A 12057-nucleotide genomic window follows, 5' to 3' on the forward strand; every position below is an offset into this window, starting at 1 on the left:
GTGCGCATCCTGCAAGTGGTCACGCTGCTCGACCCCGACGGCGCGTACGGGGGACCCGCCCGGGTCGCGCTCAATCAGAGTATGGAGCTGATCCGCCGGGGCCACGAGGTGACGCTCGGCGCCGGCGCCCGGGGGTTCCCGGTCGTACCGACCCGCTTGAACGACGTACCGGTCAAGCTGTTCACCGTCCGAACCGTAGTTCCCAGGACGGGGTTCGCCGGTGTCGGTGCGCCCGGATTGCAGCGATGGTTCCACCGCAACCGAACTCGGTTCGACATCGTCCACATCCATTTCGGCCGCGACCTCGTCGTGCTCCCGCTTGCGGTGAGCGCGCGGCACCACGGGATCCTGTACGTGCTCCAGCCCCACGGCATGGTCACTCCGTCCGATCATCCGCTCGCCGGCCCACTCGACGCACTGTGGACGAGGAAGGTGCTGCGCGACGCCGGAGCCGTGTTCCACCTCACCGCGCTGGAGAAGGACCAGCTCGCCACCGTCGCACGGACGTCATTGCCTTTCGTGCAGCTCGGCAACGGCGTGCCGTGCTACCCACCCGGCCGGCCGAGCGCGGAACCTCCCGAGGTGCTCTTCGTCGCACGCATGCACCCGCGCAAACGCCCGACGGCTTTCGTGGAAATGGCCGAAGTTCTGCTCTCCGCCGGGATGGACGCCCGGTTCACCCTGGTGGGGCCGGACGAGGGCGAGGGCCCGGCGCTGCGCGCCATGCTCGCAGCCGAAGCAGACCCGCGGATTTCCTGGGAGGGAGCGCTCGACCCGGACGACGTGCCCCGGCGAATGGCGGCAGCGACCGTGTACGTGCTCCCCTCAGTGCGTGAGCCCTACCCGATGTCGGTGCTCGAAGCCATGTCCGTGGGTGTTCCCGTCGTGGTGACCCGCGACTGTGGGCTCGCCCCGACGATCGAACGAACAGGCAGCGGAATCGTCACGGAGCCGACAGTGCCCGCTCTGGTCACCGCGGTCGAGTCGCTGCTTGCCGACCGGTCTCTCGCGCGTGCCATGGGGGAACGAGGACGCCGTGCTGTGCGCACCGACCTGGGGATGCACGCGGTCGGTGACCGACTGCTCGATACCTACACGGACGTGGCCGGGAGTGAACGATGAAGCGACTCACCATTGCTCCACGGACGCTCATGGCCGTCCTCGCGGCCAACGTCTTGGTCAGCGCCCTCGTAGCCACTTCGGTCTTCGCGATGACACGTACCAGCGAGGCAGATGCGTCCCCACTCGCCATCGCGGTGGTGGGCGACGAATGGTCGGCCGGATTCCGCAACCGAACGGTGTGGCCGACGCTCATGGCCGAACGAACGGGATGGTCCGTCGCCAATTTCGCCCTGCCCGACTCCGGCTTCGTCGCCGATGGTCAGGGCGGCCACGCGTTCACCTATCAGGTCGACCGCGCGGATGCTGTCGATCCACGGGTCGTCCTGATCGTCGGGGGGCTCGGCGACACCGGACTGCCGGACACGGAGGCGATCGTGGTGGGCGCGACCGATGCGATCAACAAGATCATCGTCGGTGGCCGGCGCCCCCTCTTGGTCGGGCCCACGTGGTTCGAGACGCCGGTTCCGGCATCCGTCGTCCGGGTGTCCGACGTTCTCCGCAGCACCGCAGACGAGATGGGGGTGCCGTACCTGGATGCACTCGATCCCCCGTTGCTGACGAGGGATCAGATGTGGCCGGACCTGAGCGGGCCGACGGACGCCGGACAATCGGCGCTCGCCGACATGATCGCGGCGTGGGTCCGCACGCAGGTCATCCGATGAACCGCACCCGACTGTTGGGTACGGCCGCGATGATGCCGGCCGTGGCGATCGCGGGCGGCGCGGTGTTCGTGTTCTATCGCAGACGGCGTGCTCGACGAGATCATCCTTCACCGCCGGCAGCCCCCCGCCGCCGGGCCCTCGAGATTCGAAGTACGGATTCGGAATCTCGCCGCGCAGATTTCCGGTACTCGCCGGGCCGGAGCCAGGGAGGGAAGGGCGCCACATCTCGACGCGCTCGGTGGGATCTGGCCGCAATGGTGTCGGCCCTGGCAATCGCGATCGGCCTGGTGTTCGTCTCCGGACCGATGTACACCGCAGATGCACCATCCACACGCCCGTCCCCGGAGATCAATCGCCTCAACGTTGCCGGCGACAGCCGGCCTTCCGCACTGTTCATCGGCGATTCGTACACCGGCGGGACCGGTCTTGCGGAAATGTCCTACGCCTGCACGACGGCAGTCCGGATGGGGTGGCTGTGCAACCTCGCGGCTGTGCCGGGAACGGGCTACATCAGCGGCGGACCGGCCAACAGGTTCGTGGTCGACGAGTACATCGGTCGGTCGACGTCGTTCGCCGAACGCATCCCGCGCCTGGCCACCGTCTATGCACCCGACGTCGTGGTGCTCGACGGCGGACGAAACGATCTCTTTCCACCCACCGAGGACGTCTTCCGGGCAATGGTCGCGACCGTCGAAGACGTACGGCGCACCTGGCCCGCGGCCACGGTCGTCTTCGTCAGGCCCCGCCTCCTCGCCGACCCATCCGATGATCTGGGATTCGACGACGAATTCATGGCGCGCCTGGCGGCAGAACCCGCCGCCGAGGGTGTCCTGTTCGTCGATCCCATCGCGCCGTTGAGCGGGACGGACACCTCCGCGCTGCTGGCTGCGGATCGAAAGCACCCCAATCCCCTCGGTGTGCAAGCCATCGGTGCGGCGCTGACCGATTCGCTCGAAGCTCTCGGACCGGGCGTCCGATCATGAACGACACGGTTTCCGAGTACGGTCGCGTACTGCGTGAGCGGTGGCGCTGGATCGTATGGGGAGTTCTGCTGACGCTGGCTGCAACGACGCTGTTCCTGCTGCTGCGTCCGCCGCTGTACCGGTCCGAGGCCGCCGTGTTCGTCCGCACGCCCGGTGATGTCAGCCGCGTTCTCGACGGGGGCGACTCCTACGCGCAGGGCCGCGCCCGAACCTATGCCGCACTGGCGAACAGCCGCGACGTGGCAGCTCGGGTGATCGCCGATCTCGGTCTCGGCCTCACGCCCGAGGTGCTGTCCGCGCGAGTGGAGGCCGTCAATCCACCGGGCACGGCACTCATCGAGTTCGAGTTCCGTGCTCCTTCGGCCGAAGAGTCCGAACAGATGGCGACCGTCTTCCTCTCCGAACTCGCGGCCACAGTGCGCACTCTGGAGTCGGTTCCCGGATCGCTCGTCCCACGCGCCGAGTTGATCGTCGTCGATACCCCGGGGCCGACAGCTCGTGTCGTCGCCATGCGTGCCACGATCCCGGTCGTCTTGTCCGGCGCGGTGCTGATCGGGGCGCTCCTCGGCTCCGCGGGGGCCGTGCTGCGCTTCCTCTTCGATCACTCGATCCGCGACCCCCGCGATGCTGCACGGATTTCCGGGCGGCCGGTTCTCGGTTCGATCGGCGGGGAACCGACGGAGCAGTTCACGGTGGAGGAGCGCGGGATCCTGTACCGTCTGCTCGCGGCCGTCGACCGGTCGGAACGCGGCGCGTTCACGGTGACCGGCGCCGGTCCCGGATCCACGGTCTCCGCGGTGTCCGTCTTCCTCGCCACGGCGCTCGCCATGCGCAGCGATTCGGTGGTACTGGTCGATCTCGACTTCCGCTCCGCCGAACTGACGGAAGCGCTGTCGGATCGCCGCGCGTCCGGGGTTGCCGACGTCCTGCGCGGAGAGACGACACCGGCTGAAGCGGCGAGAGAAGTCTCGCTGCGAACCACCCACAGCAGTTTCATCGGAGTAGGCACCGCAGCGGGGGCCATCGATGACCGGATGCTCACAGCCCCACTGCGGGAGATGGTCTACGCCCTCCGCACGTCGTACACATGGGTGGTACTCACGTGCCCCTCGCTGCCGGCAGCAGTAGAGATCGGGGCCGAGTCGGATGTGGTCGTGCTCGCGGTGGGAAAGAATGTGACGACAGAGGAGCAGCTACGTCAGGCCTCGGCGTTGCTGCCGAGGGACGCGGTCGTGGTCTTCGACATGGACACCCACTGGAGTCCCGGCCGAAGTTCTGAGCGCGACAGGAAGACCGAGGCGGCAGAGTGAGACTGGACGGGTTCCTTGCCGAGCTGAAGCTGTACCGGAAGACGTTTCTCGTCGTCACCGTTGTGGTGTTCGTCGCAGGTCTCGCCTGGCTTCTCCTGGCCCCGGACAGATACGTGTCGACCACCAAGCTGATGGTGTCGATCGAGGGATCGACGACCGCCGCCGCATACCAGAACGACGAGGTGGTCGCAGGACGGGTCAACTCCTATGTCGTCCTGCTGACCAGCGACGTCGTGACCCAGCTCGTTGTGGATGAACTCGGCCTGCCGGAGACGGCCCGAGAAGTGTCCGGCAAGGTGAGCGCAACGGTCGTGCCGCCGAGAACGTCGATCATCGACATCACGGTGACGGACCGATATCCGGATCGTGCTCGGCTCATCGCCGACGCGCTCGCGCGCGAGTTCGTCGGGTATGTCGAAGCACTGGAAACACCGACCGGCGACGACGGTCAGAAAGTGAACACGCGGATCGCCTCTTCCGCGTCCGAGCCGCAGCAGGCGTGGGTCGAGCGGGCAGGTCCTGCTGCCGCCATCGTGCTCGCCGCACCATTGCTGGGCGCCGTCGCGGTGTGGATCCGATCCCGAACCGACCCCATAGTGCGAACCGCCGACCGCGCCGTCACCGTGTCGGGAGTTCCGGTGCTCGGACGCGTGGACGGGGTGGATTCCGCAACCGACAGTGATATGGACGGGTATCGCCGGCTGCGGCTGCGGCTGCGCCCCGACCCTCGTGCCGAGCCTGGTGATCGGGCACAGGTCTGGGTCGTGACGTCGGCTGCAGGAGAGGCCGACACAGCGACGCTGGCGTCGAACCTGGGGCGTGTCACGGCATCGAGCGGCGATCGGACGCTCGTCGTCCATACCGACGAGCGAGGGAGCCGGGCGGAAGCCGGGACACGGGGACCGGCCTGGACCGAACCGGCGCAACGCGACGGCGCACCCGGCCTGACCGATTCCACGCCCGGACTCACCGGCTACCCCTCCGACCCGACGACCATCGCGACCGACGCGACCGATCCGACTGTCACGATCGACCGTCTGCGACCGGACTACGCGCAGGTCATCGTGGCCGCGCCCGCCGTCCTGTCGACGTGTACGGCCTCGATTGCGGGCGAACAGGCCGACGGCATCCTCCTCGCGGCCGTATTGGACGTGACGCGACGGCGGGATTTGAGTCGCGCCGTCGAGTCCCTTCGCTCTGTCGGCGCGCCTGTGACCGGCGTGGTGCTGTCGGATGGGGCAGAAAGGTCACAATGGACGGGTTTCAGTCGGTAGGGTTGAACTGCTCGGGTCGGCGAGTCTGCGGGTCGTCGAGCACGGTTCGTCCTCGGCAGGTAGCTCACGTCGGTTCATCCGATGATGAGGGGGCATTGACATGGATCTGTTCGATGTCGTGCGGTCGTGCTTCCGCCGCTGGTATGTCGTACTTCCACTTCTGGCGATCACCGCGTGGTACAGCTACGGCGTCTACAGCTCCGTGAAACCGGTCTACTACGCAAGCGCGGTCATCGGCTTGGCTCCGCCGAGTGTCCGGCAGGACACGCCCTCGACTGGCGGCGAGATCCGGCGGAACGGTCTGCTGGATGTCGGTGGAGCGTCACTGCTGGCGAATCTGACCGCACTCGGGCTGAGGGAACCGTCCGTGGTGGACCGGGTCGTGGCGGCCGGTGGCCTGTCCGATTACGGCGCGAAGGCATTCCCGACCCCATCTCCCAACCCGCAGCTGCCGCTGGTGTTCGTCGAGGAGACGGCGTCGGATCCTGCCGACGTGACGAAGACCTTGGAGCTTGTTGCCGCACAGGCCGAAGTGACGCTGCGGACCCTGCAGCAGCAAGCTCGGGTACCCGAGGATCAGATGGTCACGTCGTTCGTCGTGACACCGCCCGGCGTCCCGACGGCCGCGATGCCCACCCGCACACGCTCGACCGTTGCGATCCTTGCCACCGGGGTCGGACTATCGATCCTGTTCACCGTGTTGGTCGACGTTTCGCTGACGCGGCTGAAATCACGCAGGCAGACAGCCCAACCTCCGTCGCCGGCAGGTCCGCGCCCCGGCAGATCCTCGTACAACCCCGACGGCGAAGGCGGACGTATGCCTGCCGACGGTGCCGTGGATGCCCGATGAAGACTACGGTCTTCGTTGCGCGCCGACGGCCGGGCGATCACTTCGACGGTGCGGTCCGCGGTGCCGAACAGCGAGAACGCACCCCGTGGTTTCTCGCCTTCCTGTGTCTCCTGATCCCCTGCCTACCGGCCTTCGCCACCCTGCCCGGCCCGCTCAAGAGCAACGGTTCACCTGCGCGGATGGCCGCGGTCATGCTGTTCGGCCTCGTCGTCCTCGGATTCCTGACGGTCCGACGCACCACAACTCACCCCACGGTGAACCCTGGGGTGGTCGTCATGCTTCTGTTCTTCCTGCTGCTGACCCTGGTCTACGGAATCGGGTTGCTCCGTACGGGCGATGCCCTGGTAGAAGCCAACAAGACCCGGGCGATCATCACCCTGGTCGCAAATGTGGGGGTGGCCCTCTATGTTCTCGTGAGAATCGAGAGCACACGGCAGCGGACCATCATCCTCGGCTGCCTCACCGTAGGTCTGGCATTCGCGTGTTCGGTCGGACTACTCCAGAGTCTGACCTCGATCGATCTGCGATTCCTGTTCATGCCCCCGGGCTTCGTCGTGAACCTCGATCCCGAGTACCTGCAGTTCACCGAGCGGAGAGGCGCCGTGCGTGTTGTCGGTACCTCCGAGCACGCGATCGAATTCTCCGTTCTGGCTGCAGTGACCGTGCCGATGACCATCCACTTTGCGCGTTACGCCACGCGCCGGAGCGCCCGCTGGGCTGCAGTCGCCACGTGCGGTGTGGCGTTGGTGTCCATGCCCGCCGCCATCTCTCGCACCGGCGTGCTCACTCTGCTCGCGTGCCTGCTCGTCTACATGTTCGCGTTCCAGGTTCGGCAGCTGGTCCTGGCCGCCGTCGCCGGGGCGGCCGCGATCATGGGCTATGCCGTCGCCTTCCCGGAGACACTGGATGCGCTGTGGCGGACGATCACGGGTTCGGAGCAGGATGACAGTATCCTGACGCGGACAGCCGACTATGCCGCAGTGTCGCAGACCTTTCGCGAGAATCCTGTCTTCGGGGTCGGCCTCGGTGGAGCTCCTCCCAGCGCGTATCAATTGCTGGACAACGAGTGGCTACGGACGATCGTGCAGGGCGGTGTTGTAGGACTCGCCGCGATGATTCTGCTGACGGGAGGAGCAATCTTCGGCATCTCGGCGGGATTGCGCCGCGCCACCTCACCCCGGGAACGCGATCAGGCCTACATGATGGGATCAGTGCTGGTGGGCATCCTGGTCTCCAGCACTACCTTCGACCTGTTCTTCTACCAGCAGGCAACCTTCGTCTTCTTCATCGTGTTCGGCCTGCTGTGGTCCACCTTCAGCGTTTCGGTGCCGGAAATCGACTCACCCGACCGATACGACGCAGAACGCGACATTTCCTCGCCACAGGCTGACGACAGTGCTCGATAAGCGCCCGACAGCACGTTCCCTCGTCGCCCCGCTGCTCGTGGCGGTGATGGTGCTTACCGGATCATGCACGCAAGGCTCCCCCGACACGGCCGAACGTCCCGGCTCGCCGGCAGGAAGCCTGTGGTCCGACGAAACCGTCCCGGCCGTCTCCGGCGATCCCGCCGCGCGGCCGATCGAAGTCGGCACCGAGTTCACGACGACGAGCGATGGAGTCGTCACCGCCGCGCGGTTCTATCAGGGACCGGAGGACACAGGGGCGGTCACCGCCACCTTGTGGTCGTCCGACGGCACCGCCTTGGGTACCGTCCCGATCACCACCGGCCCGAGCGGCTGGCGGAACGTACCGTTCGACGAACCGATTCCGATACAAGCGCACGGAAGCTACGTGATCTCCTACCGTGCTTCGAATGGGAACTATCCGACGGATCCGAACACCTTCGACCTGGGCGCAACCGTGAAGAGCGGATGGTTGACCGCGCGCGACGGACGGTTCACCTACGGCGAGGGAATCCCCGACCAGTCGGGAAACGGTGCCGCCTATTTTGTCGACGTCGTGTTCGAGCCGACGGGTCCGTCGCTGCGATCGGTCGACGGCGGTGAGGAGTACTACGACACCTTCGAGAATTCGCTGCCAACGTCGCCGGACTACTTCCCTCTCGCAGTATGGTTCGCGCGCGTGACCTCCCCTGAGGAGGCTGCCGTCGATCGGACCATCGGACTCAATACCTACGTCGAACTGACCGAAGACAGCGACGTGCGGGTGATTCGTGACAGCGGGATGTTCGCCCTTCCCAGCCGCCCGGACCCGCTCGCGTCCGGTCAACTGACCACAGACGAGGCGGACATGTGGGCGGGTGCCGGAGATGCGCCGTGGACGGGTCGGATGCCTGACGATCGACCGATCTGCGTACCCGAACAAGCTAAGTGCGGTTACACGGTGATGTATGCGTTCAGGAGCAAAGTACCGTCGGGCGTCATGACTTTCACGAATTACGGCAAGGGCGTCACCTTCTGGGAGCCCCGGGACGCAGCCGAACGATTCGTCAACGACTTTCAGGATGTCGTATCCGCAGACAACTACTGGTTCACCGACGATACGATCTGTCAGGCCGACCAGGGCGGTGTCCTCACGAAGGACGGGCAGGCCGACCTCTCCCCCGCGGAGTGCCATCTGGCGGCCAATTACGGTGTGACAACACGATACGTCCGCTCCTTGGTCCAGCCGCGTGCGGCGATGCCGGTGTGGAACTTCGTGGAGGTGGGTCACCCCTTCGAGGAGGACACGGGCGGCACGATCACGGGCCCGCAGATTCGAGCCGCGGTCTGGAGCAGCATCATCAACGGCGCACGCGGCATCGTCTACTTCTCCCACAACTTCGGCGGGCCGTGCCTGTCGTACAACATCTTCCGGGATCGGTGCGGAGACGGCATCCGCGACGACGTCAGGGCAGTCAACGATCAGATCAATCGACTGGCCCCAGTTCTCAATGCACCGTTCGTCGACGGATTTGCCAGATCCGACGGACCCGTCGATCTGGCTGCCAAGTATCACGAGGGAAGTCTCTACGTGCTCGCGGGATCCACGCGGAACGAGGGCGGAGACGCCACGATCGCCCTTGCATGCGGGAATGCGGACCAGGTGGAGGTCTTGGACGAAGGGCGGAGCATACCCGTCACCGGTAACACATTCCGGGACACATTCGACGACGGCAACGCCGTTCATCTTTATCGGATCGACCGGACTGCCGACTGCGACCTCCAGTAGCACCCCTCATGAACCCCTCACCGAGGCTCTCGACTGCTTTCGTCGCGCTCCCACGGCACGTTCGGATGCAGTGCACCCCGCCGGGCCGCGAGCGCCACCGCGATGTACACCGCTGCATCCCCAGCCGATCCGGGTCCCCGGATCGACCGCAGCACCGCGCGAGCGGTGGCCGGGCCGGTGCGGCGCACGCGACTCCGGTCGACGACGCGCGCTTCGGTGCCGCCGCGATGACTGCGACGCAGAATTGCGAGCAGACTTCCGACATCAGTGGGAGTCGTGACCACGGCCGGTTCCGTACGCACCACGGATTTCTCATCGGCGTCGAACAGAGAGTCGACGAAAAGATCGTCCCCCGTAAGATCCGGGAAGGATCCGAACCTCGCATGCCCCTGTCTGCTCAGGCCGTACACACCGGCACCCCACAGTATGGGCTCTCGCTGCGGAATCCGCTGCCGGGCACGGTAGTAGCTGCGAACCAGTGGGTCGGAGCGGTCGAACGCGTAACGGAACTCGGGACGAGCGGCGAGCACGTCACCGCGGGCGAGTCGATCGAGGACGGCCAGTACCGCACCGGCCGAAATCCGGATGTCGGCGTCCAGGTACAGCCGGGGCCACATCGTGGCGATCCGGTCACCGGTATTCAGTGCCGCAGGTTTGGACCCCTCCCGCAACTCGACAACGTGCACGCCCGGGATACGTCGGGCCACCGCGGCGGTGTCGTCGGTACAGCCGTTGGGCACCACAATCAGCTCGATATACCCCTCGGTTGCAGCGTGGCCGAGCGGCAGGAGCGTCCGCTCGATCACCGCGGCTTCGTTGTACGCGGGAACGATCACTGCGCCGCGTCGGTGCGGTCCCGACAGTTGTTCAGCCATGTGAGGTCGCGTGCGGGAGATCTCGCCATTTCCTGCGGTTCAGCACAGCTGCGAGCGTACGTCGACGCTCCCGATCGTAGGAGCGCAGCGCTTCGGCCAATGCCACGGCTCCGCGGAAAAGCACCGCGTACGCGGCTCCGTGGTGTCGTTTCACGTATCGAATTCGGTTCACGGCCATGAGCCGTGCGAGAGCCGGCGATGTACCCGAGCCTCCCTGGCGGTGTTGCACCACCGCCGACGGCTCGAACCGAACCAAATGGCCGCTCTCGCGGATGCGACGGAAGTAGTCCGTCTCCTCGGAGTAGAGAAAGAACTCCTCGTTCCAGGGGCCTACCTCGTGCGCCACCGTGGTTCGAATGAGCAGTGCGGCTCCGGTTGCCCAGTCCACATCGTGAGCTTCGAGGTAATCTGCTGGACAGTAATCGATTTCGGAAAGCAAGGACGGCCTCTTACGAAGTCTGCGGCCGAGCAATGCGTCCCCGACCGCACGCGAGAGCGAGGGCTCGCGTCGAATCGAGTTGTAGACTGCGCCGTCTGCGTCGAGAATGAGCGGTACCACGGCCCCTATTCGGTCGTCGCCACGGAGCGATGTCATCAAGCGGGTCACCGCTCCAGGGGCCAACGACAGATCAGGATTGAGTATCAGCACGGCCTCGCACGGCTCCACGAACGGCATCGCCGCATTGATGCCACCGGCATAGCCGAGATTCCCCCCGGACTCGACCAACGTGATGTCGGTGTGCGAGCGCACCACATCGGTTGTGCCGTCGGACGACTGGTTGTCGACGACAACGACGCGGATCGACTGGTCGCGAGCAGCGATACGCAGGTCGTCGATCAGCCCGGGCAGATCGGACACACTGTTGTACGTCACCACCACCACGGCGACGGTAGCCCGCCGTCGGTGCCCGACGAATGCACCGCGCCCCACACTCCTGTCGGGATGCGCCATCGCCGCTTCGTGCTGGAGGGTCGGTTCTCGGCGCATCAACCGCAGCAATTCCGGCGGATCGTGCACGAGATAGCGACGGCTCAACCGTCGTGGCTCCAGCATCAGTCGCCACGTCCACTCGAAGCCGTGGTCCGCCATCCACCGCGGCGCCCGGCTCACGCGGCCGGCGAGGAAGTCCACCACGGCACCGAACGCGAGCAGCACCCGCGCTCCGGTGTCCGGGCCGAATCGCGCAATCCAATTCTCCTGCAGGGGCTTTCCCAGTCCCACGATCAGGATTTCCACCTCGGCCGAACGGATGTCGGCGGCGATTCCCGCCGACGTTCGGGAGTCGAGTATCTCGGATCGCGCCGGCGCCCAGGTGCCCGCGACCTGCAGGGCGGGAAGGCGCATCCTCAGCGTCTTGCGGAGTTGCTCGTGTGTCTCGGCGGTCCCGCCGAGAAACCCCACCCGCGTGCCGTGTTTCGCCGCGTACTCCAGAATCGGCCAGATCAGGTCACTGCCCGAAAGCTTCGGCCAAGGCCGACCGCTGAGTGCCTCGGCTTTCCGGACGAGCGGCACTCCGTCGAGCAGTGTGAGCCAGCGCAGCCCCCTGGACGGGTCTCCGATGGAAACCGCAGGTGGACGGTCCGTCCAGAAGCTGTCGCGTTCGAAGTGATGGAGATGGTCGAGGTTGGCCGATGCGACGGCGAGCGGGTCCGGTAGGCGGAGCGCATCGACGATGAGGGCCATCGCGAGCTCTCGATCGACCAGATCGATCGGAACGGCATCCACAACCATTCGAGGCCACGGCGTCGGACATGGGTGCGCCGGACCGCGCAGGTCTCGCTGTCCGTGATCCCAACTCGTCCCACCCAA

Annotated in this window: 10 protein-coding genes; 8 read left to right on the plus strand and 2 right to left on the minus strand. The window is 66.1% G+C overall.

Features of this window, described 5'->3' with window-relative positions; translation table 11 throughout:
• From OCS65_RS21510 to OCS65_RS21545, 8 genes are all read left to right on the plus strand, one after another.
• Nucleotides 1-1122: a glycosyltransferase gene (locus OCS65_RS21510; RefSeq protein ID WP_065922866.1), complete on the plus strand. Its 1122-nt coding sequence runs from the start codon at nt 1-3 to the stop codon at nt 1120-1122.
• Complete coding sequence (locus OCS65_RS21515; RefSeq protein ID WP_263507574.1) at nt 1119-1784, plus strand: SGNH/GDSL hydrolase family protein; 666 nt, start codon at nt 1119-1121, stop codon at nt 1782-1784. Before OCS65_RS21510 ends, OCS65_RS21515 begins: the two co-directional genes overlap by 4 nt.
• A 41-nt stretch (nt 1785-1825) precedes the next feature.
• Nucleotides 1826-2767, plus strand: a complete 942-nt coding sequence (locus tag OCS65_RS21520; protein WP_232334096.1) for an SGNH/GDSL hydrolase family protein — start codon at nt 1826-1828, stop codon at nt 2765-2767.
• Nucleotides 2764-4077: a Wzz/FepE/Etk N-terminal domain-containing protein gene (locus OCS65_RS21525; protein ID WP_263507578.1), complete on the plus strand. Its 1314-nt coding sequence runs from the start codon at nt 2764-2766 to the stop codon at nt 4075-4077. Before OCS65_RS21520 ends, OCS65_RS21525 begins: the two co-directional genes overlap by 4 nt.
• A gap of 113 nt (nt 4078-4190) precedes the next feature.
• A complete protein-coding gene (locus OCS65_RS21530; RefSeq protein WP_263507580.1) occupies nt 4191-5351 on the plus strand; it encodes a hypothetical protein in 1161 nt (386 codons plus the stop codon).
• A gap of 100 nt (nt 5352-5451) precedes the next feature.
• Complete coding sequence (locus OCS65_RS21535; RefSeq protein ID WP_050034794.1) at nt 5452-6201, plus strand: hypothetical protein; 750 nt, start codon at nt 5452-5454, stop codon at nt 6199-6201.
• Nucleotides 6198-7607, plus strand: coding sequence for an O-antigen ligase family protein (locus OCS65_RS21540; RefSeq protein ID WP_065922869.1), 1410 nt, complete (start codon nt 6198-6200; stop codon nt 7605-7607). Before OCS65_RS21535 ends, OCS65_RS21540 begins: the two co-directional genes overlap by 4 nt.
• Nucleotides 7597-9372 (plus strand): DUF4082 domain-containing protein, encoded by a 1776-nt coding sequence (locus OCS65_RS21545; protein WP_203329471.1) that lies wholly within the window; start codon nt 7597-7599, stop codon nt 9370-9372. Before OCS65_RS21540 ends, OCS65_RS21545 begins: the two co-directional genes overlap by 11 nt.
• 17 nt (nt 9373-9389) lie before the next feature.
• Here the strand turns inward: OCS65_RS21545 and OCS65_RS21550 are convergent, their stop codons facing one another.
• Nucleotides 9390-10247: a glycosyltransferase gene (locus OCS65_RS21550; RefSeq protein ID WP_263507583.1), complete on the minus strand. Its 858-nt coding sequence runs from the start codon at nt 10245-10247 to the stop codon at nt 9390-9392.
• A complete protein-coding gene (locus OCS65_RS21555; protein WP_251550421.1) occupies nt 10240-11979 on the minus strand; it encodes a WecB/TagA/CpsF family glycosyltransferase in 1740 nt (579 codons plus the stop codon). The genes OCS65_RS21550 and OCS65_RS21555 overlap by 8 nt, the downstream gene beginning before the upstream one ends.
• Nucleotides 11980-12057: the final 78 nt, after the last annotated feature.

The organism is Rhodococcus aetherivorans, from assembly GCF_025722975.1.
Classification (GTDB): Bacteria; Actinomycetota; Actinomycetes; order Mycobacteriales; family Mycobacteriaceae; genus Rhodococcus; species Rhodococcus aetherivorans.